The 24607-nt window shown below is 68.1% G+C and carries 27 protein-coding genes; 11 read left to right on the forward strand and 16 right to left on the reverse strand.

Features of this window, described 5'->3' with window-relative positions; genetic code table 11:
* Positions 1–161: 161 nt before the first annotated feature.
* Complete coding sequence (locus tag NV1_RS32910) at positions 162–1598, forward strand: amino acid permease (protein ID WP_245714047.1); 1437 nt, start codon at positions 162–164, stop codon at positions 1596–1598.
* Here the strand turns inward: NV1_RS32910 and NV1_RS32915 are convergent.
* The 3 genes from NV1_RS32915 to NV1_RS32925 form a co-directional block, all read right to left on the reverse strand.
* On the reverse strand, positions 1568–2491 hold the full coding sequence (locus tag NV1_RS32915) for a MurR/RpiR family transcriptional regulator (protein ID WP_067900503.1): 924 nt from the start codon (positions 2489–2491) through the stop codon (positions 1568–1570). The two genes, NV1_RS32910 and NV1_RS32915, sit on opposite strands and share 31 nt — an antisense overlap.
* Positions 2492–2736: 245 nt before the next feature.
* Positions 2737–3816: an NAD(P)H-dependent amine dehydrogenase family protein gene (locus NV1_RS32920; protein WP_281181933.1), complete on the reverse strand. Its 1080-nt coding sequence runs from the start codon at positions 3814–3816 to the stop codon at positions 2737–2739.
* A 13-nt stretch (positions 3817–3829) separates the two neighbouring features.
* Entirely contained in the window at positions 3830–4657 is an 828-nt protein-coding gene (locus NV1_RS32925; protein ID WP_245714048.1) for an SDR family oxidoreductase, read from the reverse strand.
* A 93-nt stretch (positions 4658–4750) separates the two neighbouring features.
* Here NV1_RS32925 and NV1_RS32930 point away from each other — a divergent pair, with 93 nt between their 5' ends.
* Together NV1_RS32930 and NV1_RS32935 are read left to right on the forward strand one after the other, a co-directional pair.
* Positions 4751–5353 (forward strand): TetR/AcrR family transcriptional regulator, encoded by a 603-nt coding sequence (locus tag NV1_RS32930; protein WP_245714049.1) that lies wholly within the window; start codon positions 4751–4753, stop codon positions 5351–5353.
* Positions 5354–5665: 312 nt separating this feature from the next.
* A complete protein-coding gene (locus NV1_RS32935) occupies positions 5666–6196 on the forward strand; it encodes a hypothetical protein (RefSeq protein WP_067900508.1) in 531 nt (176 codons plus the stop codon).
* A 25-nt stretch (positions 6197–6221) separates the two neighbouring features.
* Here NV1_RS32935 and yidC read toward each other — a convergent pair whose 3' ends face one another.
* Together yidC and NV1_RS32945 are read right to left on the reverse strand one after the other, a co-directional pair.
* Positions 6222–7073, reverse strand: coding sequence for a membrane protein insertase YidC (gene yidC, locus NV1_RS32940; protein WP_067900512.1), 852 nt, complete (start codon positions 7071–7073; stop codon positions 6222–6224).
* Positions 7074–7157: 84 nt separating this feature from the next.
* Complete coding sequence (locus tag NV1_RS32945) at positions 7158–7598, reverse strand: DUF6412 domain-containing protein (protein ID WP_245714050.1); 441 nt, start codon at positions 7596–7598, stop codon at positions 7158–7160.
* A gap of 372 nt (positions 7599–7970) precedes the next feature.
* On the opposite strand from NV1_RS32945, the gene NV1_RS32950 reads away from it, so the two are divergent.
* Positions 7971–8855: a CE1 family esterase gene (locus NV1_RS32950; protein WP_157117523.1), complete on the forward strand. Its 885-nt coding sequence runs from the start codon at positions 7971–7973 to the stop codon at positions 8853–8855.
* Positions 8856–8969: 114 nt separating this feature from the next.
* Here the strand turns inward: NV1_RS32950 and NV1_RS32955 are convergent, their stop codons facing one another.
* Together NV1_RS32955 and NV1_RS32960 are read right to left on the reverse strand one after the other, a co-directional pair.
* On the reverse strand, positions 8970–9584 hold the full coding sequence (locus NV1_RS32955; RefSeq protein ID WP_067900665.1) for a class I SAM-dependent methyltransferase: 615 nt from the start codon (positions 9582–9584) through the stop codon (positions 8970–8972).
* 20 nt (positions 9585–9604) lie between these two features.
* Positions 9605–10378, reverse strand: coding sequence for a DUF4184 family protein (locus NV1_RS32960; RefSeq protein ID WP_067900519.1), 774 nt, complete (start codon positions 10376–10378; stop codon positions 9605–9607).
* A gap of 73 nt (positions 10379–10451) precedes the next feature.
* Between NV1_RS32960 and NV1_RS32965 the strand changes: the two genes are divergently transcribed.
* Positions 10452–11186 carry a VIT1/CCC1 transporter family protein gene (locus tag NV1_RS32965; protein ID WP_067900666.1) on the forward strand — a complete coding sequence of 245 codons (735 nt, stop codon included), beginning with the start codon at positions 10452–10454 and terminating at the stop codon, positions 11184–11186.
* A gap of 8 nt (positions 11187–11194) precedes the next feature.
* Here NV1_RS32965 and NV1_RS32970 read toward each other — a convergent pair whose 3' ends face one another.
* The gene (locus NV1_RS32970) at positions 11195–12223 is read right to left on the reverse strand and encodes a saccharopine dehydrogenase family protein (protein ID WP_067900523.1); all 1029 of its coding nucleotides are present in this window, start codon (positions 12221–12223) and stop codon (positions 11195–11197) included.
* A gap of 145 nt (positions 12224–12368) precedes the next feature.
* On the opposite strand from NV1_RS32970, the gene NV1_RS32975 reads away from it, so the two are divergent.
* Positions 12369–13259 carry an AraC family transcriptional regulator gene (locus NV1_RS32975; RefSeq protein ID WP_067900526.1) on the forward strand — a complete coding sequence of 297 codons (891 nt, stop codon included), beginning with the start codon at positions 12369–12371 and terminating at the stop codon, positions 13257–13259.
* 271 nt (positions 13260–13530) lie between these two features.
* On the opposite strand, the gene trpS is transcribed toward NV1_RS32975, so the two are convergent.
* A complete protein-coding gene (gene trpS, locus NV1_RS32980; protein ID WP_067900528.1) occupies positions 13531–14508 on the reverse strand; it encodes a tryptophan--tRNA ligase in 978 nt (325 codons plus the stop codon).
* Between the two features lie 290 nt (positions 14509–14798).
* On the opposite strand from trpS, the gene yczE reads away from it, so the two are divergent.
* The gene (yczE, locus tag NV1_RS32985) at positions 14799–15422 is read left to right on the forward strand and encodes a membrane protein YczE (RefSeq protein ID WP_067900531.1); all 624 of its coding nucleotides are present in this window, start codon (positions 14799–14801) and stop codon (positions 15420–15422) included.
* A 28-nt stretch (positions 15423–15450) separates the two neighbouring features.
* On the opposite strand, the gene NV1_RS32990 is transcribed toward yczE, so the two are convergent.
* The 5 genes from NV1_RS32990 to NV1_RS33010 form a co-directional block, all read right to left on the reverse strand.
* The gene (locus NV1_RS32990; RefSeq protein ID WP_067900670.1) at positions 15451–16098 is read right to left on the reverse strand and encodes a pentapeptide repeat-containing protein; all 648 of its coding nucleotides are present in this window, start codon (positions 16096–16098) and stop codon (positions 15451–15453) included.
* 238 nt (positions 16099–16336) lie between these two features.
* Positions 16337–17035, reverse strand: coding sequence for a hypothetical protein (locus NV1_RS44750; RefSeq protein WP_067900534.1), 699 nt, complete (start codon positions 17033–17035; stop codon positions 16337–16339).
* Between the two features lie 116 nt (positions 17036–17151).
* Entirely contained in the window at positions 17152–17553 is a 402-nt protein-coding gene (locus tag NV1_RS33000) for a nitroreductase/quinone reductase family protein (protein ID WP_067900537.1), read from the reverse strand.
* 7 nt (positions 17554–17560) lie between these two features.
* The gene (locus NV1_RS33005) at positions 17561–18175 is read right to left on the reverse strand and encodes an NAD-dependent epimerase/dehydratase family protein (RefSeq protein ID WP_067900540.1); all 615 of its coding nucleotides are present in this window, start codon (positions 18173–18175) and stop codon (positions 17561–17563) included.
* A gap of 112 nt (positions 18176–18287) precedes the next feature.
* On the reverse strand, positions 18288–18725 hold the full coding sequence (locus NV1_RS33010) for a hypothetical protein (RefSeq protein WP_067900543.1): 438 nt from the start codon (positions 18723–18725) through the stop codon (positions 18288–18290).
* Positions 18726–18874: 149 nt separating this feature from the next.
* Here NV1_RS33010 and NV1_RS33015 point away from each other — a divergent pair, with 149 nt between their 5' ends.
* On the forward strand, positions 18875–19663 hold the full coding sequence (locus tag NV1_RS33015) for an MmyB family transcriptional regulator (protein ID WP_067900546.1): 789 nt from the start codon (positions 18875–18877) through the stop codon (positions 19661–19663).
* 323 nt (positions 19664–19986) lie between these two features.
* On the opposite strand, the gene NV1_RS33020 is transcribed toward NV1_RS33015, so the two are convergent.
* Both NV1_RS33020 and NV1_RS33025 read right to left on the reverse strand, forming a co-directional pair.
* A complete protein-coding gene (locus NV1_RS33020) occupies positions 19987–20904 on the reverse strand; it encodes a LysR family transcriptional regulator (protein ID WP_067900549.1) in 918 nt (305 codons plus the stop codon).
* Between the two features lie 66 nt (positions 20905–20970).
* Positions 20971–21723, reverse strand: coding sequence for a methyltransferase domain-containing protein (locus NV1_RS33025; protein ID WP_245714052.1), 753 nt, complete (start codon positions 21721–21723; stop codon positions 20971–20973).
* Positions 21724–21828: 105 nt separating this feature from the next.
* Here NV1_RS33025 and NV1_RS33030 point away from each other — a divergent pair, with 105 nt between their 5' ends.
* The 3 genes from NV1_RS33030 (at position 21829) to NV1_RS33040 (ending at position 24585) form a co-directional block, all read left to right on the forward strand.
* Complete coding sequence (locus tag NV1_RS33030; RefSeq protein ID WP_067900674.1) at positions 21829–22431, forward strand: TetR/AcrR family transcriptional regulator; 603 nt, start codon at positions 21829–21831, stop codon at positions 22429–22431.
* 106 nt (positions 22432–22537) lie between these two features.
* Positions 22538–23203, forward strand: coding sequence for a PadR family transcriptional regulator (locus NV1_RS33035; protein ID WP_067900554.1), 666 nt, complete (start codon positions 22538–22540; stop codon positions 23201–23203).
* Positions 23204–23376: 173 nt separating this feature from the next.
* Positions 23377–24585, forward strand: a complete 1209-nt coding sequence (locus NV1_RS33040) for an FAD-dependent monooxygenase (protein WP_067900556.1) — start codon at positions 23377–23379, stop codon at positions 24583–24585.
* Positions 24586–24607 lie beyond the last annotated feature (22 nt).

The following is a 24607-nucleotide window of genomic DNA, read 5'->3' on the forward strand; positions in this document are numbered from 1 at the left end:
CACGCCCGGCGAGCGCGCGGTTCGATGGTGCCAGACTGCAATTTGATTTGCAACCCGAGAGATTCTGCAATTTTCATTGCATCTCGGCTCTCGGCGGTGTTCCATTGCTTTCTATCGGTTATCTGGGTCACGCCCTTGCGGCTCGTCGGAAGAAGACCATCGTGTCCACCTCACTCCCGAACTCGGGAAATCTGAAGCCCACCATCAGCACTCGGCAACTGACGATGATCGGCATCGGCGGCGTCATCGGCGCCGGGCTGTTCGTCGGCAGCGGAAAGGCGATCTCCTCGGCGGGGCCGGGCATCGTGCTGGTCTACCTGATGACCGGCCTCGTGGTGATCCTGGTGATGCGGATGCTCGCCGAATTGGCTACCGCCAGCCCCGAGACGGGCTCGTTCTCCAGCTACGCCTCCCGCGAGCTGGGCAGCTGGGCGGGACTCTCGGTCGGCTGGGTCTACGCCTATCACTGGTGCGTCACAGTGGCTTTCGAGTCGATCGCCGGCGCCGCCCTCGCCGAGCAGCTCCTGCCCGGGCCACCGACGTGGCTGTACGCGCTGATCTTCATGAGTGCGCTCACCGCGGTGAATCTGGCCGCGGTGAGCTCGTTCGCCCGATTCGAATTCTGGTTCGCGATGATCAAGGTCACCGCGATCGTGGTTTTCATCGGCATCGGCATCGCCGCGATCGCCGGGTTGTTCGGCGGTCATCCCGCACCGGGGACGACGAATCTGCTCGGGCACGGCGGGCTTTTCCCGCGCGGCTACTCCGCGATACTGACGGCCGCGCTGACGGTCTTCTTCTCGTACTTCGGCACCGAGATGGTGACCGTAGCCGCCGGTGAGGCGAGGGACCCGGTGCGGGCGGTCCGGGCGAGCATGCGCAGCGTGGCCGGGCGCATCCTGATCTTCTATGTCGGTTCCATCCTCGTCATCGTCACGCTCTTGCCTTGGGACGCAACAGAAGTCACCGCGAGCCCGTACACCGCTGTGCTGACCCGGCTCGGCATCCCGGGTGCACAGGCGATCATGAACCTGATCGTGCTCACCGCGGTGCTGTCCTGCCTGAACTCCGGCCTGTATTCCTCCTCGCGAATGTTGTACTCACTGGCCGGGCGTGGCGAGGCCCCGCGCGTGCTGCGCCGAACCAACCGCGCCGGGGTGCCGGTCGCGGGTGTGCTCGCCGCCTCGAGCGCCGGATTCCTCGCGGTGGTGGCGAATTACTTCCTCCCTACCGGAGCCGTGTTCAATTTCCTGCTCAGCTCGTCGGGATCGATCGCGGTCGTGGTCTACCTGTGCATCTGCGCGACTCAGATCCGCGCCCACCACAACCGGACTCCGGAGCAGACCGCGGTGTTGCCGGTGAGGATGTGGGGTGCGCCGTATCTGTCGTACGCGGTCGGCCTCGTGCTGACCGCCATCATCGTCGGCATGGCGTTCACCGCCGGCACTCGCAGCCCCCTCGCCTTGACTCTCACCGTCACGGGCATCGCTATCGCCGCCGGAGCGGTGCATCGACCTCGCACGGCCACGCCGCTTCCGGTGGCCGCCGATCAGCCGCGCGACACACCTCACTGTTCACCGACGGACTCCGCGACGTAGACACCGAACTCGCCGAGCAGATTCTCCTCCTCGAGCAACGTCGCGCGGACCTGATGTCCCAACAGATGCGCGACCGCGCCCGACATCGCCTGCACGAGTGCGGTGAACGCCGTCATCGACCGCAGCACACCGGCGCTGGACGCCTCGACATAGAACGTCTCGTGCGCCGATTCGGCCAACGGCGAACCGGCGGTATCGGTCAGCGCGACGACGTACGCACCCCGTTCCCGGGCCCACTGCGCCGCGCGAACGGTGTCGGCGCTGTAGCGATGAATCGATACCGCCACGAAACAGTCATCGGCGCGCACCCGGCGCAGCTCGTCGGTCAGCGCCCCGGCCGAGCCCGCGACGACCGCCACGTCCTCGCGCAGCATCCGCAGCAGATAGCCCAGCAGATACGCCGGGGCATGGCATTTGCGCAGCCCCATCACATGTACGCGCGGTGCGTGCGCCAGCCGATCGACCGCGGCGGACCACCGCGCCTGGTCGACCCGCGCGAACGTGCGGACGATATTGGCCTGATCGAGCGCCGCGGTCTGCTCCAGCAACCCTCCGCCATCGGCAACCAACCGCTCGAGGTTGTCGAATCGATGCAGCAGCTGAGCCTGTTCCCGCAACCGCTCGCGGCAGAGTTTGGTCAGGCCCGGATAACCCTTCAATCCGAGCCCGGTCGCGAAGCGCACCACCGTCGCCTCGTTGACGCCGACCGCACCGGCCAGCTCGGAAACCGTCATGAACGCCACCGCCTCGGAATCCGACAGGACCCGCTGCGCGAGCTTGCGATGTGCGGCGGACAAGGTGCTCATCCGCGAGCGCAGCGCCACGACGAGGTCGTCGAATGTCTCCGGGCCGGTCGCAGCCGCGCCCTGGTCATCGGCGGGCCGAGTACTCATCACAGACTCCTGTTCTCATGCCACTGGACCTCGTGGGCAGCACCCACATTGTCCCGAAGCGCGGCCGGGCCCTGGAAAACGGGGCGGACCAGCACGAAGCCGAAGCGGCCGTGGTCGTTCACCGGGTGCGGGGCAGATGTCCGGATATGACGCTCGAAACAGGTTGCTCCCGAACGAGATCGGCGGTCGTAGCGTGATCCGCGGCCGGCGCGCACCGTCTTCGATTCAGCGGCGCGACCGGACGCTCATCGGATGACGCCGACTCCGGGGATCAGGGGCAGCTCGAGCGGGGTGACCCAACCGGGCGGGAGCGCGTTGACCGCGGGAACCGCGTTCAGGGCGCGCATTCCGGTGGCCAGGCAGCCCGCGACAGCCGGTGTCCGCCCGGACCCGTCGGTGAAGCGGAAGGAGGTCTCCTGGGAGATGGACGGCGAGCCGAGGATATCGACGCGATAGACGTCGTCGCGGGTGCCCGCGGGCCAGTCGGGGGCCGCGTCGAGTCCGATGCGGTTGACGTGTTCGAGGGTGATGACCTCGCGGTCGCGGTAGACGCCGTTGATGGTGAAGCGGATCGCGGCGACCGTGCCCGCCGGGACGGTGCCCTTGGCGGAACGACGGTCGGTCGGGGTCACCCATTTGTCCCAGGTGGTGGTGATGCGGTCCAATTCGATACCGGCCGCGTGCGCGATCATCGGCACGGTCGCGCCCCAGGCCATGATCAGCAGATCCGGATGTTCCAGCAGTGCGGTGAATTCCGGCGGATGGCCGATGCCCATCTCGAATTCGTAGTCGCCCTCGTAATCGGTGTAGTCGAGCAGTTCCGAGGCGCGCACCGAGGTGACCTCACCACACAGGCCCATCAATGTCATCGGGAACAGGTCGTTGGCGAATCCGGGATCGATTCCGGTGGTGAAACACGACGCCCCGCCCACCGCGCACGCCTCGGCGATCGGATCGCGCCACACGTCCGGCAGCTGGTCCATCGACGGCCACACCCACGGTGTCATGGCCGTGGAGCACACATCGATTCCGGCACGCAGGAATTCACCGATCACCCGGATGTTCTCATCGGCGAACTGCGCGGTGGGACCGTAGTGCACCACCGCGTCCGGCCGCAGCGCGATCAGCTCCTCGATCGAATTCGTCGCCGGCACACCGGATTTCCCCGCCCCGCACAGATCACCGGCGTCCACCCCGACCTTCTCCGGATTGCTCACGCCCACACCGGCCAGCTCGAACCGCGGGTGCCGCAGGATCTCGGCGAGCACCATCGATCCGACAACGCCGGTGCCCCACAGCACGATTCGCTTCCTGTCGTCGGCCACGAGTCCTCCTGATTCAGCGGTGGAATTCACCGCAGTCGACGGTCAGCATCTGCCCGGTGACGGCCGTGGCCAGATCGCTGGCCAGGAACAGCGCCGCGCGAGCGACCTCCTCGGGTGCGGCGAGCCGCTTCAGATCGGTGGGCGCGGCCTTCTCGCGGTAGATGTCGTCGTGCGTCACCCCGGCCTGCGAGGCGAGCCAGTCGAAATACGCCTTGTTGATGTCCTCGTACACATAGGACGGCGCGACGCTGTTGACCCGGATCCCCCGCGGCCCCAGCTCGGTGGCCAGCGACGAAGCCAGGTGCGCCAGAGCGCCTTTGGACAATTTATAGCCGGAGTATTCGGGCTGGGAACTGTAGGACACGCACGAGTTGAGCATGATGATCGAACCGTGGGATCGCGCGAGCGCATCGGCGAACAATGCCGAAAGACGCAGCGGCGCGAAGACATTCGTCTCGTTCGCCACCCGCAGCGCGGCCGGGTCGATCTGGCTGATCGGATCCATCGGCGGAATGGCGAAGGCGTTGTTGATCAGGCAGTCGATCCGATCGAATGCGGCCAGGGCGCGCTCGACCAGCGCGACGCGCTGATCCTCATCGGTGATATCGGTCGGGACGACGGCCGCGGTGCGGCCCAGTGCGCGAATCTCCGCGGCCAGCTTCTCCAGACGCCGCTCGGTCCGGCTGACCAGGACGAGATCCGCGCCCATGTGCGCGGCCTCCAGGGCCAGCGAACGCCCCAGACCGGGCCCGACGCCCGAGAGCACGATGACTTTGTCCTGCAGCAGCGGCACCGGGCGATAGCTCTCGGCGGGCGCGGTGGCATGCGCGTCGGCGGGCACGACTCCTCCTAGACTTCCAGCAGTTACAGTATGTAACGACTTAGATGTGACAGACTGTAACGACTCCCCTCCGCGCTGACAAGGATGCATTTCGTGACCGCACGCCATCGCCTCGGCCCGCACCGCGATCCCGCGGTGGACCGCGCGGTGCTCGAGGCCGCCCGCGGCCTGCTCGTCGAACGCGGATACGCCGCGACCTCCATCGACGCGATCGCCACCCGTGCCGGGGTGAGTCGTCCGGCGATCTATCGCCGCTGGCCGTCCAAAGCGCATCTGATCGCCAAGGCGGTATTCCCGGACGTCGGCTCCGAGGAGGTCGCACCCGATCTGATCGCCGAGATCCGCAAGGTCATCCGGGGCACGATCCAGCTGTTCGGCTCGGCCGAGGCGCGCGCGGCGATGCCCGGCCTGATGACCGATATGCGCGCGGATTCGGGTCTGTACCAGAAACTTTCGGCTCGCCTGGACACCCCCACGCGCGACGAGTTGGCAGGATATCTCCCCGCCGACGCCACCTCTCCGCGCCCGGGCCTGGACCCGAACACCCTGCTCGACACGATCGCCGGCGCGGCGCTGTTCGCCATGTGCATCCGCGACGTCGGCGACCTGGACGGATTCGCCGAATCACTGGAAGATCTGCTGCTGTACGGCATCGTCGGCGCGCGAAACCGCGCGGCGACAAGCGATCCCGACTGACGGCCGAGCGCCCGGACGCCCTCTGCCGCCCTCGCCGGGCCGGCACACCCGTCCCCACCCGGCACCACATCCTCCCTCGGGCCGAGATGCCGATTTCAGCCCGACGTGCCGCGCCGACCCCTGGCTGTTCGAACGTTTGTTCGATACACTCACTGCGCAGTAGCTCCCGGAGCAACCACGACGGGCGTTCACACCACACGCGGCGAACCGCCGCCCCACCGAACTTGTCGTACCCCTGGGGCACAATAGACACATCGGACGCCGATCAGGTTGCACCGCAAAGTAATCCGCAACCCTAGGAAAGGCGTGTCCATGTCCGAGCTCCGCTCGTCGACGTCCGATGACAGTGCCGACGGCCGATTGGTCGCCGAGGCACAGCGGCATCGGGAGCTGCTGCGCAAACCGGTCGAGGACTACCGTCGACGACTGGTCGTACAGGCGCGGTATCTCCAGCCGATGCAGCGCTCACCCCTGCTCGCCAGGGCCGAGGAGCGTATCGCGGACCTGATGATCGATCCGGTCCGCCATCGCCGACTCGACCTCGACGCCTACCGAGCCGTGCGCGACGGGCTGCCGACGCGCTGGGACGCGCGCTGGCAACGGTTCATCGCGCAGAGCGGCTCACGGGAGATCCCGATCGGGCCGAACAGCGCCGAACGCCGGCTGGGCATCATCGCCCGGCTGGCCTCGCAGGATGTCGATATCGAGCAGATCCTCACGGTCGCGACGGTGGTGATCGCGCACCCCGCGGGCCCGGGCGCGGCGGTCGTGCCGCCCGTCCGGGCGACCAGGCGCGCTGATGCGCTCACCACCGCGGCACCGCCGACCGGTACGCACGGATGAGTTGCGGCCCTGCGCCGCAACGGAGTCAGCCGTCGGTCAGCTCGGCCGTCCGGACCTGCTGCGCCTCGGCGTCCATCGGGCCGAATCGCTTGTGCACGAAGTATTGCTGAACGAATGTCCAGGTGTTGCTGGTGGCGAAGTACACCAGCACACCCACGGGCATGACCAGGCCGGCCGCGAGCGTGCCCAGCGGGAACAGCCACATGGTCATGAAGTTGATCAGCCGGGTCTGGGTGCTCATCTCGGTCTGCCGGACCACCGAGGCGCGAGCGGTGAAATGCGTGGCCACCGCGCCGATCACGACCAGCGGAATGGCCACCGCGGCGACCGAGACCCAGGCCGATCCGGAGGTCAGCAGAGTCGCGGTCAGCGGTGCGGTGAACAGCTTGGCGTGCAGGAAGGATTGCACCTGGGTGACGGAGAAGAAGTAGTTCGGGGTCACCGCGGTATGCGCCGCGGAGGCGTGCACCGGATGCCACAGCAGGCGCACGATCGATCCGGATCCGGTGCGGCCGAAGGAACTCAGCACGTGCAGCAGGCCGACGAAGATCACCAGCTGCACGATCACCGGCAGACAGCCGCTGAACACGTTGAACTGGTGTTGCTGTTGCAGGGTGCGCATCTCGGCGGCGAGGCGCTCCTTGTCGTCGGCGTGCCGCTCCTGCAACTCCTTCATCTTGGGTCGCAGTACGGACATGGTGCGCTGGAACCGCACCTGCGCCACGAACGGCTTGTACAGCGCGGCGCGCAGCGTGAGCACCAGGAACATGATCGCCAGCGCCCAGGCCAGGCCGCTGGCTGCGCCCAGTAGGGCGGCGAATCCGGTGTGCCACAACCACAACACGCCGGACAGGGGGTAGTACACGAAATCGAGCATGGGCAAACACCTCACTGCGAGGTACCCGCGAACGGGCCTATGGTGAACAGGGTCGGCGAGGAGGCCGACCGCGCCGCGACGCGGTCAGCCGCCGGATCCCGGCGCCCTGGGCCGGACCCGGCCCGCTGTGTCCGGATTGCTCTGCCGCAGGAACGATCCACGCCGCCGCCGCTGCGCCGACACCGGCGGACCGGTGCGAGCGACGACCGGCAGCAACCGCACCCGAGTGGAATGCGCCGCCACTACGGCCAATGCCACCATGACCGCGGCGCCCAGCGCGAGCAGGGAATTCGACTCACCAGGCGGCAACAGCAGCGCGGCCCATACGGCGGTGGCGAATGCGCCCACCGCCAGTACCGGGGAATTCGACTCACCCGCTGCCGACAACGCCGCAGCCGACACGGTGACGACGAACGCGCACACCATCAGCACCAGCGAATTCGACTCACCCGCCGGCAACAACACCGCAGCCCACACGGAGATGACGAACGCGCACACCATCAGTGCCGTCGATCGCATCGCCATGCGCCCCAGAGTACCGCCCGCGCGAATCCGCACCGGCCAGGGTTCCCGGCGCGTTCACCGCCCCATGCCCGGCGCCGGACAGCGGTGACGCTGCCCGAGACGATCCGGCGCACCACGGGCGAATTCACGGGCCGATCCCCGGCGGCGCCTCGAATGCGCCGCCACCGCAACGTCACAGCGGCACACCCGAGCCGGCTCGGCCGCGTCGTGCCGATCGGCCGTCAGCTCGCCGATCGGTTCTGCTCGGGCGTATCCCGCACACCACACTCGGACGAGTGGTGCGGGCCGGTCGTATTCCCGACAATGCCGGCACTGCCGGGCGATCGAGATGTATATCCTGGTCGGGCAATCGACGGGGAGGACAGGACATCGATGGCCGATGAGTTGATGGCGGGTGAGCTGACCGTCGACGGGCGGGTGCGCACGTTCGGGGTGCGAGCGCCTGGCGTGGAGGGGGCGCCGCTGGTGCTGGCGTTGCACGGGAATGCCTCACGAATGCCGTCGGAGCAGCGACGCCCCGGGTTGCTGATGGACCAGTGGACCAGTTTCGGTGAACATGCGGCGGATTGGGGGATCGCCGTCGTCTATCCCGATGGATGGGATCGCTGCTGGGCGGACGGGCGCGGGGTCACACTCGCGGACGAGGCCGGTGTCGATGACGTGGCTTTCCTTCGTGAGCTGATCCACTGGTGCGCAGCCGAATTCGGCACTCGGCCGGAATGGTCGATCCCCGCGGGGATTTCCAACGGCGCGTTCATGGCTCACCGGCTCGGACTCGAGCTGAGCGATCTGGTGCCCGCATTCGGCGCCGTCGCCGGGGGACTGCCGGTCGCGCTCGAACATATCGAGCCCACGCACGCGGTGTCGGCGCTGCTGATCAACGGAACGGCCGACGAGGCGGTGCCGATCACCGGCGGTTATTCCCGGCGCCGTGGACCCGGCGGTGAATTGCGCGGCCGCACATTGGGTTTGACCGAATCAGCCGCGTGGTGGCAAACCGCCGACCGATGCGCGGGCGAGGGCACGACCGTCACCACCGACCGATCCAGCAGGCACACCGTCGAGGGCGGGGTCGGCGGTAGCCGGGTCACCGCGTGGACGGTATTCGACGGCGGCCACACCTGGCCGGGCAGGCCGACTCCCCCGGAATGGAGCAACGGCCCGAATACCGTCACATCTACGGAATTCGATGCCGCAGAGCAGATCTACCGGTTCGCGCGGGCCGTCCTGGTCCCGGCCGACGCGCGAAAACTCTGAGGCGCCGGCTACGCCCCAGGCGCGGGCTGTTCCAGGTGACCGCCCGCGAAGATGCTGCGGCACATCCGGATTCGCCACCGGCCGCAGAGGCCGGACCGCAGACAGCCGGTACCGCTATGCCCGACGACCGATCAGCACGTGACCGGGCAACGGTTTGCGTTCGAGCGCACGGTGTTCGATCGTCAGGCCGACGCGTTCGAGGGCGTCGGCCAGTTCCGCGACCGGCCTCAGCCGGAATCCGTGTGCGGTGAAGGGCAGGGAGGCCATCGCGTCGGGATCGCCGATGCCGATAACGACACGTCCCTGCAGCCGCAGGACCCGCGCCAATTCCGCACATGCCCGGTCGAGTTCGGCGACGAAATAGACCGTGTTCACGGTGATCACGGCGTCCAGGCTCGCATCGGCGAGCGGCAATTCGGTGAGCGAGCCCTCGAGCACCCGCAACCGGCCCGTGCCGATCTCCCGGGTGAACCGAGATCTGGCCCGCGCCGACATATCCCGCGAAAGCTCCACGCCGTGCACGGTGCCGTCCGCACCGACGCGATCCAGGAGCAGCGAAAGTCCCACGCCCCCGCCAAATCCCAGATCGGCCGCCGCCTCCCCCGGGGCGATCTCGGCCGCGGCGACGCTCTGCTCGATCACGAATCGATTGGTGCGATCGAGTAGCCGTCCGACCCCCTTGCCCAGCAGCCCGTGCGGATGCCCGAGCTGACCGGCAACGGTGGACATCACACGTGCGACAAGCGGGTTCACGCCACGGATGCTACCCCGGTTCGGGAAGCGCGCCCGGCACGTATCACCACAGCGCCCGCCGAGAGGGCGATCGCCACGACGTACAGCAACCGGACACCCACTACGAACGGCTGAAATGCCAAGGGCATCAACGAAATCAGTATCAGACCCAGTACCGCGACCAGCCCCGCGGTCAGCCAGAAACGCCGCGGCATCCGCGCGACGGCCCGCGGCTCGCCGTGCCAGGCGCGGATCAGTCCGCGACGGCCGATGTAATAGAACACCGCGATCGCGAGTACCGCGCCGCCCGTGGTCGACGCCTGTTGCAACAGGTACCACCAGGGCCTGCCGAACGGTCCCGACTGCGACAGCACGGGAAACCGGGCCACCGCCCAGCCGTGCCCGCCCGCCGGGTCGTGGGTGAAACCGTCCCAGAAGATGTGCGTGATCGCGCCGATCAGAATCGAATATCCCGTGACGTACCACCGATGCCGCACCGCACCGAGTACGCCGTAGGCGGGCAGATCGAATCCGCCGAGCCGGGGCAGATGCGCCGCGATCGACGGCGCACCCCACCGGATCACCACCGTCCCCACGATCCCCGCCGGCAGACACCACCACAGCAACGCGGCCAGCGCATGCGTCTCCGGCATAGAGAAGAAGCCCGCCACCGGATACGACGCGTCCGGCACGGCCGATCCCACCACCAGCGCAACCCCGTCCCACCGGCGCGGCCAGCGCACCTTCAGCGGAAGTACGGCCAGCGAATGCGAGGGAAAGGTGAGCGGCACCGGCGAAGTGTATCCGCGACCGTTCGGCACCACCTCCAACGCCGAGCGCCCGAACCGCAGTAGGCTGCCGGTCGTGAACAGGGCGGCCGACGGCTTCGCGAACGGGCGGCATCCACACGAACCGCACGGCGGCGGGCTGGGCTCGCGCCTGAACTGGTTGCGGGCCGGAGTGCTCGGCGCCAACGACGGCATCGTGTCGACCGCCGGCCTGGTCGTCGGCGTCGCCGCCGCGACCACGACTGCCGCGGAGATCCTGACCGCGGGTGTCGCCGGGCTCACCGCGGGCGCGATCTCGATGGCCGCCGGCGAGTACATCTCGGTGAGCACACAGCGCGATTCCGAACGGGCCCTGCTGTCCAAGGAACGCAGGGAGCTGGCCGAGGAACCCGATTTCGAGCTGGCCGAACTGACCCAGATCTACCGGGCCAAGGGGTTGTCCGCCGAGACCGCCCGCCTGGTCGCGCAGGAACTCACCGCCCACGACGCATTCACCGCTCACGCCGAGGCCGAACTCGGCCTGGACCCGACCGAGTTGACCAATCCATGGCATGCGGCGATCTCCTCGGCGGCGGCGTTCACCCTGGGCGCGATTCTGCCGATCCTGGCGATACTGCTGCCGCCGGTGTCGTGGCGGATCCCGGTGACCTTCGCGGCCGTACTGATCGCCCTGGGGCTGACCGGTTCGGTCAGTGCCCGCCTCGGCGGCAGCAATCCGCGCCGCGCGGTCCTGCGTGTGGTCATCGGCGGCGCGATCGCCATGGCCGTGACCTACGGAATCGGGCAACTGGCGGGCGTTTCCGGGCTCTGAGCTGACATTCAGCCTTCGCGCAGCTGCCATTGCGCGCCCTCGGTGGTCAAGAACCTCAGAAAATCCGCCGGGTCGACGGCCTGCGCCGGGGTGAGCGCCCCACCGGGAGCACCCACCTCGACCAGACGGCGCGCGGTCTCCACGGCGATGACCGCGGTGAGGCCGTACGCGTCGGGCCCGGTGACCCAGCCCTCGATCCGGCTGCCGTCCACACCGGTCACCACGGCGAACATCAGCCACTGTCCGGCGCGTCGGGCCTGCATCGGCACGACCTCGGGAACCGTCTCGGCCGCCGCCTCGGTCAGCCCCGCGAAAAGCGTCGCCACCTCGGCCCTGATCGCCCCGCGCACGCGTCCGGCCGCGACGTGCCGGGGAATCGTCACCACTCCGGGCAGGGCGAAAGCGCGCAGCGATGCGGGCCGGGTCTGTCCCGCCGGGGTGATCGGGTCGAATGCGCCACCAGCGTCCGGACGCCACTCGCCGTCGGCGTATTCGAGCCCCACACCTCCGGCCACGGCGAGCATCGATCGGGCCGTTCCGCGCGAAACACCGCCCGGCAGACGAAGGTCCGCGATCAGGACGTCCCGGACGGCCGGTACCCGCGCGGCGACAACATGTGCGATCAGATCTCCCGGGACGCCGTCGTCCGTCACCCCCGGAACGATCGAGATCGCCGATTCCTTTGCCGCCGAGTCGAATTCAACGAGCGTTCGATGGATGTGCTGCTGCTCGCCGGAGGTGTCGAGATAGTGCCGTCCGGCGGCGATCGCCGCGCGGACCACCGGCTCACCCCATAACGTGAACGGCCCCGCGCAATTGACCACGGCATCACACTCGGCGAAAACCGCTGTCATTTCCCCAATTTCGTCCAGTTCGGCGGCACGCACCTCGGCGGTCGGCACACCGGCCTCCTCGGCGGCCTTGCGCAACCGGCCGACGTCCCGGCCCACCAGCACCGGTTCGATCCCCCGCCGCCGAGCCTGCGCAACCACCAGCGAACCGGTGAACCCGCCGGCCCCGTAAACGGCAATCCGCATCGCACACTCCTGGGTAGTTGTTCTACGTCGGCCGAATGCCGACATGACGACCGTAAGGAACGTCGGCAGGGATGATCCATGCCGGAAAGTCCTGAGAAGATGTCCGAACGTCCGACACCGACACATATCGCAGTACGCTGAGACGGTGGACGTACTCAGCGACGCGGTCGCTGCCATGCGGATCGGGCAGCCGCATTCCAACCGCACCGAACTGCGCGCACCCTGGGGCATCCGGTTCCCGGCGCAGCGTGGCGCGGGATTCCACGTCGTCCTGCAGGGCGCGTGCTGGCTGATCCCCACGCAGGGCGATCCGATCCGCCTGGTGGTCGGCGACGTGGCGTTCATCCCGCGCGAACTCGGCCACACCATCGCCGATTCGCTCGACACCCCGCTGCTCGAGCCGGGTGATGCGGATGCTTCCTCAACGGGCGAGCCGACCACCGTATTGCTTTGTGGCGCATACCTTCTCGACCAGTCGAGAGTGCATCCCCTGCTGGCCGAACTACCCGAGGTCGTGCATCTGCCCGCGCGCGTCGGTCGTCATCCGACCCTGCGCGGGGCCATCGACCTACTGGGCCGCGAACTCGACGCCGAGCCATTGCCCGGTGCGCCCGGCGTGTTGCCGCCCCTGCTCGAGGTGTTGCTGCTGTACATCCTGCGGGCCTGGCACGAGGACCGGTCCGCCCACGAGGACACCGGATGGGCTGCGGCCCTGCGCGATTCCGACCTCGCCCCCGCCCTGCAGGCTATGCATCACGACCCGGCCTCCCCCTGGACGGTGCAAAGCCTGGGCAGTCTCGCGGGACTGTCCAGGTCGGCCTTCGCCCAGCGCTTCACCGCAACCGTTGGCATGCCGCCGCAAACCTACCTGACGTGGTGGCGAATGACGCTGGCGGCCAAGATGTTACGCGAGGACGACCGACCATTGCGGGCCATCGCCACACGGGTGGGGTATGTCTCGGAATATGCCTTCGCCAAGGCGTTCAAACGCGAGTTCGGCACAGCGCCGGGGCATTATCGTTCCGCGACGGAATAACTCGCCGCTCGACGGCCACCGACGAGCCGACCTCCATCGGACGGACCGTGGTATGCGCAGCCGGGTGGCGCGGGCGTTCGCGGGCATCGGGGTCGGGAGCGGCCGACCGCCTCTTCGGCGGCGGCCACCGTCCCGCTCGCGATCAGGCGGGCCCGGAACGCCGTGTCCGACACAGCTTGCGAGCCGCTCACCCGGCCCGGTGCGACGATGCCGGAGCGGATCCACACCGCGAGGGCGGCATCCGCGAACCAGCACCGCCGCCCGCGGCTCTTCATCCCGCGAGCAAGCCGATGGCTCGTTTCGCGGCGGCCACCGTCTCGCCGGCGATCAACCGGGCATGAATCGCCCCATCCTGCAATATCTTCCGCACCGAGTCGGGGTCCTCGCTCAGCTCGCTGTAGCGCTGGCGGATCGGGTCGGTTGTGGCGATGACGGCATCGGCTACCGCGCGTTTCAGGTCGGCGTAGCCGCCGAAGCGGGCAGCGGCGGCCGCTGGTTCCTCGCCGGTGCAGGCAGCCAGGATGGTCAGCAGATTGGCTAGGCCCGGGCGGTTTTCGGGATCGTATTCGACCGCCGGACCCGGATCGGTGACCGCGCGCATCACCGTGCGGCGCAAGGTATCCGGCGAATCGAGCAGGCGCAGCGAGCCGGCCTCCGATGCCGATTTGCTCATCTTGGCCGTGGGACGGGACAGATCCATGATGCGCGCGGCGACCGGAGGGGTCACCATGCGCGGCACGGTGAACACCGGGCCGTAGGCGGTGTTGAAACGTTCGGCGATATCGCGCGCCAACTCGACGTGCTGGCGTTGATCCTCGCCGACCGGCACCTCCTCGGCCCGGTACAGCAGGCTATCGGCGGCCATCAGCACCGGATAGGTCAGCAGCGACACCCGGACGCGATCGCTGTCGTGCGATTTCTCCTTGAACTGGATCATCCGTCGCACCTCGCCGTAGCCGGTCGCACTCTCCAGCAGATAGTGCAGCTCGGTGTGCTCGGGGACGTGCGACTGCACCAGGAAGATGCTGCGCGCCGGATCCGCCCCGGCGGCCAGCAGGACGGTCGCGAATTCCATTGTGCGCCTGCGCACCGCGGCCGGATCGTGATCGAGGGTCAGCGCGTGCAGATCGGCGACGAAGATGATGCTATCGCCCGGAATCTGTTGGCCGACAAGGGGTTCGATCGCACCGAAGTAATTGCCCAGATGCAGCTCACCCGAGGGGGTGAAGCCGGTGATACGCCGGGACATGATGTTCTGCCTTTCGTGGTGGGGCCGCCGGGCCGGACCACCATCGCGTCACGCAGACGAGAACGGCCGCCCGGTTCGGACGGCCGTGATGATCGGAGCATACGGAATTACGGCCGCCCTTCAGGGCAGCCACCACGCGAGGCGCGCATTGTTCCGCATGCGGCCAGATTACTGCCGAGCACAGCTCGAGGCGAGCGCATTACGCGCGACAACCCGGAACTCGATATCCAGTCCAGTAATCGCTGATTGGATCTGTATTACAGGTCCAGTAGTGGGGCAGGCTGGAGCACATGCTGTTTCGCCGCCTGCTCGCGCTCTACACCGGATTGTGGATGTACGGCTTCTCGATGGCCGTGATGATCCGGGCCGGGCTCGGCCTGGATCCGTGGGACGTATTCCACCAGGGTGTGACCCGGCATGTGCCGGTCAGCTTCGGTACCGTGACGGCGCTGACCGGCATCGCGGTACTCCTGGCCTGGATTCCGCTGCGGCAGCGGCCGGGGCTGGGCACGGTGAGCAACGTCGTGGTGATCGCCGTCGCGGTGGACAACGCCCTGGACTGGCTGCCGCATCCGCACCATCCGGCGGTGCAGATCGCCGCGATGATCGCGGCCGTGGCGCTCAACGCGGTCGCCACCGTGCTCTACATCGGCGCGGGGATGGGGCCAGGTCCGCGTGATGGACTGATGACTGGTCTGGTGGCCCGCACCGGCTGGTCTGTCTGGCCGATCCGCACCGGAATCGAAGCCACCGTCCTGCTGACCGGCTGGCTACTCGGCGGCAGTGTCGGCATCGGCACCGTCGTGTACGCATTCGGCATCGGCCCCCTGATCCACCTGCTGATCCCGCTGACCCGTCGCGGACTCCCCGGTTTCGCTGTGCCGCAACGTGCACCCGTACCAGCGCCGGCCTGACCGGCGCACCGCTGAATCCTTCGGCGAATCAGTTGTCGCGCACCGTGATTCCCGCCGCACGCGCGAAAGCGGGGGCAAGGTCCAACAGTTGCGGCGTACTCACCGTCGCGCCTCGAAGCGAATCGATTCCGGCGGTGAGATCCAGGGTCGTCGCGCCGCGCAGATCGACATCGTGCAGGCTCGCGCCGTGCAGGGTGATCCCGTCCATGCGGCTCCCCGGAAAACTCACCCGACGCAGCGTCGCCTCGCCGAAATCGGCGTCCCGCAGAACGCAATCGCTGAACGTCACATCCTGCAGGGAGGCATTGCGCAGGTTCACCGAATCGAATTTGCAGCCCTCGAACCGGACTCGCCGCAACTCGGCGCCCACGGCCTCCACGCCGGACAGCGCGCATTCGACGAATTCGGAGTTCAGCCAACCACTCTGGCCCAGATTGGTGCCGATCCAACGCACTGCGCGCAACCAGACATCGTCGAACCGGCCGTACCGGAACATGCCGCCGGTGAACTGGACCGTGGTCAGCGCGGACTCGTTGAACCGCACACCCCGCGCGTCGAGATCGGCGAAGTCGACGCCGTCGATGTGCACACTCTCGTAGTCGGAGTCGGGCTCGAGTTCCACCTGGAACGCTTCCAGAAAGCGAGCGTACGACAGATCGGCGAGTTCACGAGGCATCCCGAACACCTTAGTACTTCCGACGCGCCGCCCGTGGCCGCAACCTGCACACGACCGCCGTACCGCTCGCAGCGCGGACCGTAATCCCTGCTCACAGATTTCGCGAAGGTCGTTGCGGCGAGGTGGATCGCATGTCATCCCCGGATGACGCGGCGAGCCGGGCGCCAGAGGCGATGACGCACTGCCCGCGGTCCGGATGTCGACGGATCTCCGGGGCGATCGGCACGTTTTCGCCTGCTCAGTGCGGCGGCAGCGGGAACGGCATCGGAGGCAGCTGGATCGGCAGCTGCGGCAATTGCGGCAAGACCGGTGCCGGAGCCGGGGCGGGAGCGGGTGCGGGAGGCGGGGCCGGAGCCGGGGCGGGAGCGGGTACAGCACGCGGGGCGGGTGGCTGGGTGATGACCGGAGCCGGAGCCGGCTCGGACGGCGGCACGCGGACCGGGGCCTGCTGGACGGTATGCGGACGCGTCGGCACAACGGGTGCGGGCAAGGGCGGGGGTGCCTCGGTGGTCATTCGGCGCTGGGTCTGGCACAACCACGCCGGTCCCGGACCCACCACCCATTGCGCGACCAGGCCGTCGTGCGAGCAGTCCTCGCCGGCGCGATGAACCGAACTCATGATTCCCGGCGGCGCACACACCCACCGGCCATCCCGCTGCTGCCATCGGGCGGCGATGTAATCGTGCGAGCAATCGTCCCCCTCCTGATGTGGTTTGCCCGCGCCCGGCACCCCCTCGGTTCGGACCACGGGCTGCGCGCTGGGCGAAACCGTCGTGTCGGCGGCCGTGGACCGCACGTCCTGCTGCGATCGGACGGCGAGCACACCGACCACCACCGCCACCGCGAGAACCGCCACGGCAGCCACCGCCATGTACTTACCGCCGTCGCGTTCGCCGTCCGACGGCTCGTTCTCCTGTCCGCTCTCGGGTGAAGCCATAGCCGGAACCTTTCGTCCACCAGTTGAACCGCTGATCGAAAGCCCACTTACCAGGCACGTTAACGAAGATCGCGGCACAGGGGACGGTCTGATCCGTATCTAGTTCGGATTGAGACCTACGTGCGGCCGACGTCCAGATCCACGCGGACGGTCAGCAGATCGGTACCGACTGCCCCGACGACGGCGCTGTTGTACCTGGGCAGCTCGCGCATGCGGGCCTTGGCGTCGTCCTCGGGCAGCGGGTGCGCGGTCCCGGTGTACCAGCGTCCGCGCAGCCGCAGCCGCACCCGGTTGTCGGCCTGGATATTGCGGATGTACTGGGACCGCTGACCGAATTCGGAAACGAACCAGAACGAATCGCCGCGCCGGGCCCCGCCGATCGGCGTCTGCCGGGCCTGCCCACTGACGCGACCGGTGGTCTCGAGGACGGTCTGAATCGGCAGGCGGCGCAGAATCGGATTGCCGATATTTCGCTGGAAGGCGGTCACCCAGCGGTGCTGCAGGTCGGCGTTCACCATGTCTTCCTCAATCCACCGGTGTGAAATCCGAGGTCCCGTCGTCGGTCAGCGCATAGATCCCGGTGCCGAGATCGAGCGCCAGAACCGTGCGGCCGGCGGCCTCATCGATGTGGATTCGCGGCGAGTCCGGGAGCTCGGCGGGATCCGGGTAATACGTTCCGGGACCATAGAATTGGCCGTAGCGCAGCACCACGCCGCCGATCCCGAGCACCGAGGACTCCAGGAATTCCTTGGCGGCCTGGCCTTCTCCGGACATTTCCCATGCAACACTCTGCGCCACAAAGCGTTTCGCGCCAGCGGCCTGCGCAGCCGCGATCAGATTGGCGGTGCCCTCCTTGCGAATCCGCGCGTTGGCGGCGCGCCCGGCGGCCAGATCCTCGGTACGGTCGGGCAGGTCGGTGAGCTGGTGCATCACCAGATCGGGTGCGTACGACCGCACCGCCCGCTCGAGCGCCGCGGCGTCGAAGACGTCGCACAGCACCGGCTCGGCGCCGAATCCGGCGAGCATCTCGACCTTCTCCGGTGACCGGGTCATCCCCGCCACCTGGCATCCGGCCGCAATCAACAATGGAGTCAATCGGCTACCGAGCACACCGCTCGCACCTGCCAGGAAGATCTTCACACAGACCACCCTAGCGACCGCCCCGGCCGCACGGCGTAGCTCGCGCGTACCCAGCGGTGGACGGCCGGATTCCCGCGTGTCTCCGCGATCGCCCGACCGCCACGGCGGTGCACTACCCCACGAATTGGTGGTCGGTGCGGATACGGCCCGCCTCGTCCACCGTCAGCACATCGAATCCCGAACCCGCCACGCTGCCGTCGGTGCGCGAGCGCCATACCCAGGTCAGCGTCACCGCGGCACCGGCCTGCATCGCGGCCTCGCCCGCCAGCTCGAAAACGCACTGCCCCGGCTCGACGAACATCTCGTACGCACGCGAAACCCGCTGGTCCATCGCGTCGTAACCGCGAACTTCCAGGGGCGGGGCGGCTATGGCGAGGTTCGCCGCGCTATCACGAATCTGCTCCGGTGGGTTCACCAGGACCTGCACACCGTCGGCCGCCCACAACTCGCGGATCAGCTGTCGACGCGTGCGCGGATCGGGCTCGTTCCACTGCGCGAGGTACCGGTCGGCAAGCTGCTTCAGTTCGATATCGGTGAGTTTGCTGCTCACGATATGTCCTTTCTCGGCGTCGAGCCCGATGTTCGTCTGTCCGAGCGGGGCCCGGTCGCTCGTGCGGCAGAGTCTTTCGCGCCAAACGACTGCGCGCGATTCCCTCGAGGGAATGGCAGCGCCGCGGCGCGAGGCCGATCATGAGGAGCATGACCACAGTTCTGGCCGCGCCCGCCTTCGGTCGTGAGCTGCGCCGATGGCGTCGGCTGCGGCGGTGGAGTCAGCTCGATCTCGCGATCCGCGCCGACACCACCCAGCGCCACCTGAGCTTTCTCGAACAGGGCCGCTCCCAGCCCGGACGGGCGATGGTGGTGCGGCTGGCCGAATCGCTGAGCCTGTCGCTGCGCGAGCGCAACGGTCTGCTCGCCGCGGCCGGGTACGCTCCGATGTTCGGCGAATCTGGTATGGAGACAACGGAATTGGAGCCGATACGCACGGCGTTGCGGCAGATCCTGGACGGCCACATGCCCTATCCGGCGTTGATCGTGGATCGCCACGGGATCCTGGTCGAGTCCAATGCCGCATTCGAGTTGTTCTTCGAGGGTTGCTCCCCCGAACTGTTGCGCGCGCCGGTCAACGTGCGGCGACTGGCCCTGCATCCCGACGGGCTCGCGCCGCGCGTACTCAACCTGCCCGAATGGGGCCGTCACGTCACCGAATCACTGCGCAACCGCGTCCGCGCCAGCCCCGACCCCGAACTGGAGGCGCTCGCCGCCGAGTTGGAGAGCTACCTCCCACCCACCGACCCGGGACCGGACTACCTCGGATTCGCCGTCCCCCTCCGCCTGCACAGCGATGCCGGTGAGCTGCGACTGATCACCACCCTCACCTCGTTCGCCACCGCCACCGACATCACCCTGTCCGAACTCCACCTCGAGGCATTCCTCCCCGCCGACGAGGCGACCGCCCGAATCCTGCGCCACCGCATCGAAGACTGACCCGTTCACGACTCGCCGACACCGCCCGATACACCCCACCCGGGCCAGGAACGCCGAATCGACCACGATCGACCGCTCGAATCCTGCGCCACCGCACCGGAGACCAACCCGTTCACACCTGACAAACGCCGCCCGACACCCCCACCCCGGCGCAGGAACGCCGAATCGACCACGATCCACCGCCCGACCGACGCGCCACCGCACCGGAAACGACCCGTTCACACCGCACAGACGCCGCCGACACCGCCCGGCGGAGGACAGGCGCTCGCCGGAACCGGCCGCCCGCCACGCCCGATGATCCCGGGAGCGCCGGGCGATTCCGCTCACCAACCGCGACCCGCTGCAAGCAGGGCTCGGCGTACGGCATCGACGTCGGGGAGTGGGGGCGCACCGATGCGGCGGGCCAGGAATGCGGTGTTGATCGGCGGGTCCTCGGGGTCGAGCAGCGCTACCAGTTCGCCCGAAACCAATTGTGCGGCAACCAGATAACGTGGCAGGACGCTGATTCCCGCACCCGCGGCGACCAGGGCGGTCAGGGCGCGCAGATCCGCGGCGACCACGGCCGGTTCGGCATCGAGCCGGGTATGGAAAACGTGCCGCCAGTAGCGGCGCAGGATCGGCAGATCCGCGGCGTAGCTCAGCAGCGGGACGGCCGCCAGGGCGGCGGGTCCCGCCGACCGAAGCCGCAGCGTATCGATACCCGCGGCCACGGTGGGCGCGGCGACCAGGACGAATTCCTCGTCCGTCAGGACCTCGGCGTGGACCGTGCGCCCGCGCGGGCGGATCACCGAAACCACCAGGTCGTACTGTCCGGTGCGCAGCCCGGCCAGCAAGTCCTCGGCCAGGCCGGTGGTCACGGTGAGCCGCACGTTCCGGGCCACCAACGGCGCCAGCGCGGGCAGCACCAGCGCGGCCAGCATCTCCGCGGGACCGGCCAATCGCACCGGCGGTTGCGCGACCGGCGGTTGCGCGACGCCCCCGGCGATCGCCTCGAGCGCATCCATCGGCCCGGCCAGGCGCGCGGCCAGTTCCTCGGCCGCCGCCGTGGGCGCGACACCGCGCGGCAGGCGTTCGAAAAGCTGTCTTCCCAAACACTTTTCGAGCAGACGCAACTGCGTGGTCACGGTGGGCTGGGACAGCCCGACCAACCGCGCCGCCGCCGTCACCGAACCCGCCCGGTAGACCGCCAGAAAGGTACGCAGTTGAATCAGGTCCAGGCCGCCCTCCGCACCGTGTTCCACCGCCCACCTCGTCCACTCGAACCCACCGCGCCCGGCCGGTCACACCGGCGCCGTCGGGCTCGGAGTCTATTGAGCGGCCCCCGCCTGCACCGCACCGCCTCCCGCGGGCGTCGGCACCGGCTTACGGGCGGTCAGAATTCCGGTCGAATACCGGCTCGCCGTGAAATCGGGGGCCTCGAATCCCACCGCGCGCAATAGATCCGAGTACCGGCGGACATCGACCACGGACGCCGGATCAGGCTGTGCCCCGTGGCCGTGTGCATCCGGGCGAGTATGCCCGTGCCGCTTACGGCGCCCCACCAGCGCCGCGAGAACGCGCATCACCCCACTGTGCTGGACATCGGCGTCGGCGAGCAGGAGCAGCCCACCGGGGCGCAACACCCGCCACATCTGCGCGAGCGCCTCCTCCCGCCCGTGCGGTGCGATGTGGTGCATGACGAAGGTGCAGGTGACAATGTCGAATTCGGCATCGCCCGCCGGAAGGGACTGTGCTGTGGCGATATCGAAACGGCAGTTCGGCTCTCGGGTGTGCGCGCGGGCGTAGTCGACCATCGCCGCGGACGGATCGACGCCGAGGACGGCCCCTCCGGGGCCCACCGCGGCTCCCAGCACCTGCGCGAGTTTACCTGGGCCACAGCCGATATCGAGCACACGATCACCGGGGCCCGCACCGCTCGAGAGCGCGAGTTCGGCCAGCAGCCGCGAACGTCGGCGGCCGAAGATCAGCAAGGTGAGCAGGTTGTAGCGGCGCGGGCTGGTGATCAGCAGTCCGGCATCGTCGGGAACGGTCACGGGAAGCAGTTGTACGTTTCGGGACATGAGTTCAGGATCGAAGCCGGGACGGTCTCGTACCAGAACCGAAATACGCCGATCCGTTCGATTCCGGACACATCCACGGAGATTGTCCGGCTCCAGGAGGCACTGATGGACCGCCGCATTCGTCGCACCCGCGAGCTGCTGCACCGGGCCCTGATCGAGCTCATGCTCGAGCGCGGCTATGCGCGAGTCACGGTGCAGGACATCATCGACCGCGCGGATGTGGGCCGGTCCACCTTCTACGCACACTTTCGCGACAAGGACGATCTGCTCGTGGTGAGCAGCACCGAGTATCTACGCAGAGCGGTCGCCGGCGCCACGCCCGCGACCGGCTCGCCGCTCGCGCCGGCGCACACCATGTTGCGCTTGGCGGCCGATCATCCGGAGCTGTACCGGGCGCTGATCGGACCCAGAAGCCCCGCGGTACTGATCCGGGCCACCCAGCAGATGGTGGCGAAAACCCTGACCACGCACCTGACGTCGCGTCTCGACCTGCCGGACGATGAACTCGCCGACATTGTCACCTTCCTGTCCTGGGGCCTGCTCGGGCTCATCGATTCGGTGACCGATCCGGCACATCCGACTCCTGCCGATGCGGCCTATCACCGCCTGATGTCGCTGGCCGGCCCGGGCCTGACCCGGCACGTTCGACAATCGCGCCCGGACCCGGATGAACCGGGCGACGAGGCAGCCGCGAGCGCCCACGGCTGACCGGGCGCACGGCCCGGGACGCGATGTTTCGGCGGGCGGAGTCATTACTTGCAAACGAATACTCGTAGACGTATATTCGTAGACGAGCAATTCGAAGGGAGTCCGGATGAAACGGCGAAAGGTCGGTAACCTGCTGGCGCTGGCCGTGCTGGCCACGCTGGTCGAGGGCCCCATGCACCGGTACGAGATCGCGGCCAAGATGCGCAATCGCGGTAAGGAACGCGATATGGACATCAAATGGGGCTCGCTCTACACCGTCGTGCAGAACCTCGAGAAACACGGCTTCCTGGAGATCGTCGGCAGCGAGCGCGACGGAGCCCGCCCCGAGCGCACCATCTACGCGCTCACCCCGGCCGGTCGCGCGGAGACCGAGGACTGGACACGAGAACTGCTCAGCACTCCGGCGCCCGTACATCACCCGTTCGTCTCCGGCCTGTCCGTCGCCGCGATCATTCCCCCGGACGAGGTGATCACCCTGCTCGAGCAGCGCAGCGAACGCCTCGGGCGGCAGATCGCCGAGGACCGCGCCGCGAGCGACGAGGTCCGGGGCACGGTCCCGCGGCTGTTCCTGATCGAGAGCGAGTTCACCATCGCGATGCTCGAGGCCGAGGTCGCCTGGGTGGACGCGCTCCGCGCGGAGATCGCCGGCGGCACCTTCCCGGACGTCGACTGGTGGCGCCACATGCACGCCGAGAACATCGACCCGCGGGAGGTCGCCGGCATGGTGGAGAGGGGGGAATTCACGCAGTCCACCGAAAGCAGCCAGGAATAACAGAAAACGAGCCCGGTCAGGTGCGGCAACACCTTTCCGAGCCCGATTCCCTTACCGTCTCGAACCGCATTCGCGCAGGCGAACCCGGCCCAAGTGTGGCAACTACAGGATAACTGGGCTCTCCTCGCGCGAATCGGATCGGGCATTCACACCCATCCACAGGGAGAACACTCATGTCCGCAATTCGTTCCGCATTGATCATCGGCGGCGGTGTCGCCGGACCGGTCACCGCCACAGCACTGCGCATGGCTGGGATCGAGGGCCGCGTCTTCGAGGCGTATCCGGGACCGGCCTACAACATCGGCAGCACCCTCGGCTTCGCCGCCAACGGCCTGGCCGCACTGGACGTCATCGGCGCGGGCGACGCGCTGCGCAAGGTCGCCCTGCCGATCCGGCATCAGGTGATGTCGGTGGGCAACAAGAACATCGAGATGCCCAGCCTGGAGGGCGTCGAGCCGCTGCAACTCGTCGAACGCAGCGATCTGCATGGAGTACTGCACGATCACGCCGTCGCCGCCGGGGTGGATTTCAGCTACGACAAACGTCTGGTCTCCGTCGACGAGCACGCCGACGGCGTCACCGCGCGCTTCGCCGACGGCACCACCGCCACCGCCGACATCCTGATCGGCGCGGACGGCATCAAATCGCAGGTCCGCACGCTCATCGATCCGAATGCGCCCAGGGCGAACTACACCGGCATGCTGGGCTTCGGCGCATACGTCGAATGCTCGGTGGACGTCGCACCGGACACCATGTACTTCACCTTCGGCAAGAACGCCTATTACCTGTACAACGCTATGCCCGACGGCAGGATCGGCTGGGGTGCGAATCTGCCGCACGCGGAATACCTGAGCATGTCCCAGGCCCGCGCGATCCCCAACGAACAGTGGTTGCGCATCCTGCGGGAGACCTACGGCGAGGACACTCCCGGCGGCGAGTTCGCCCGCAACACCGCGCCGGAGGACCTGGCCGTCGTCGGCGGTCTGCACATCATGCCGCCGGTACCGACCTGGCATCGCGGCCGCATGGTCCTGGTCGGCGACGCGGTGCACGCGCCGTCGAACAGCACCGGACAGGGCGCCTCGCAGGCCATCGAGTCGGCGGTGCAACTGGCCCGGTGCCTGCGCGACTTCGATGATCCGGCAACGGCTTTCGCGACCTACGAGCGGATCCGCCGCCCGCGGGTGGAGCGGATCGCCGCGCGCGGCGCGAAGATCAACCACGGCAAGACCATGGGTCCGGTGATGCGTCGCATGATGCCGGTGCTGATGCCGCTGGCGGCCAAGGCGATGAAGATCGAGGAGACCATGCGCCGCGAGCAGAGTTACGTCATCGACTGGGACGCACCGGTGAACGAGCGAGCCGAACTCGTCCGGGCCTGAATCACCCAGTGCGACGGGCGGT

Source organism: Nocardia vaccinii NBRC 15922 (assembly GCF_001613305.1).
GTDB classification, from domain to species: domain Bacteria; phylum Actinomycetota; class Actinomycetes; order Mycobacteriales; family Mycobacteriaceae; genus Nocardia; species Nocardia vaccinii.

Excerpts from the sequence above, each read along its gene's own strand:
- NV1_RS32945 (WP_245714050.1), bottom strand. The coding sequence starts at position 7,598 with ATGGCGATGCGATCGACGGCACTGATGGTGTGCGCGTTCGTCATCTCC.
- NV1_RS33025 (WP_245714052.1), bottom strand. The coding sequence starts at position 21,723 with ATGTCCCGAAACGTACAACTGCTTCCCGTGACCGTTCCCGACGATGCC.
- NV1_RS33000 (WP_067900537.1), bottom strand. The coding sequence starts at position 17,553 with ATGGTGAACGCCGACCTGCAGCACCGCTGGGTGACCGCCTTCCAGCGA.
- NV1_RS32915 (WP_067900503.1), bottom strand. The coding sequence starts at position 2,491 with ATGAGTACTCGGCCCGCCGATGACCAGGGCGCGGCTGCGACCGGCCCG.
- NV1_RS32990 (WP_067900670.1), bottom strand. The coding sequence starts at position 16,098 with ATGCCTCGTGAACTCGCCGATCTGTCGTACGCTCGCTTTCTGGAAGCG.
- NV1_RS33015 (WP_067900546.1), top strand. The coding sequence starts at position 18,875 with ATGACCACAGTTCTGGCCGCGCCCGCCTTCGGTCGTGAGCTGCGCCGA.
- NV1_RS32935 (WP_067900508.1), top strand. The coding sequence starts at position 5,666 with ATGTCCGAGCTCCGCTCGTCGACGTCCGATGACAGTGCCGACGGCCGA.
- NV1_RS32950 (WP_157117523.1), top strand. The coding sequence starts at position 7,971 with ATGGCCGATGAGTTGATGGCGGGTGAGCTGACCGTCGACGGGCGGGTG.
- NV1_RS44750 (WP_067900534.1), bottom strand. The coding sequence starts at position 17,035 with ATGGCTTCACCCGAGAGCGGACAGGAGAACGAGCCGTCGGACGGCGAA.
- yczE (WP_067900531.1), top strand. The coding sequence starts at position 14,799 with ATGCTGTTTCGCCGCCTGCTCGCGCTCTACACCGGATTGTGGATGTAC.
- NV1_RS33040 (WP_067900556.1), top strand. The coding sequence starts at position 23,377 with ATGTCCGCAATTCGTTCCGCATTGATCATCGGCGGCGGTGTCGCCGGA.
- NV1_RS33030 (WP_067900674.1), top strand. The coding sequence starts at position 21,829 with ATGGACCGCCGCATTCGTCGCACCCGCGAGCTGCTGCACCGGGCCCTG.
- NV1_RS32955 (WP_067900665.1), bottom strand. The coding sequence starts at position 9,584 with ATGTCCACCGTTGCCGGTCAGCTCGGGCATCCGCACGGGCTGCTGGGC.
- yidC (WP_067900512.1), bottom strand. The coding sequence starts at position 7,073 with ATGCTCGATTTCGTGTACTACCCCCTGTCCGGCGTGTTGTGGTTGTGG.
- NV1_RS33035 (WP_067900554.1), top strand. The coding sequence starts at position 22,538 with ATGAAACGGCGAAAGGTCGGTAACCTGCTGGCGCTGGCCGTGCTGGCC.
- NV1_RS32970 (WP_067900523.1), bottom strand. The coding sequence starts at position 12,223 with ATGCGGATTGCCGTTTACGGGGCCGGCGGGTTCACCGGTTCGCTGGTG.
- trpS (WP_067900528.1), bottom strand. The coding sequence starts at position 14,508 with ATGTCCCGGCGTATCACCGGCTTCACCCCCTCGGGTGAGCTGCATCTG.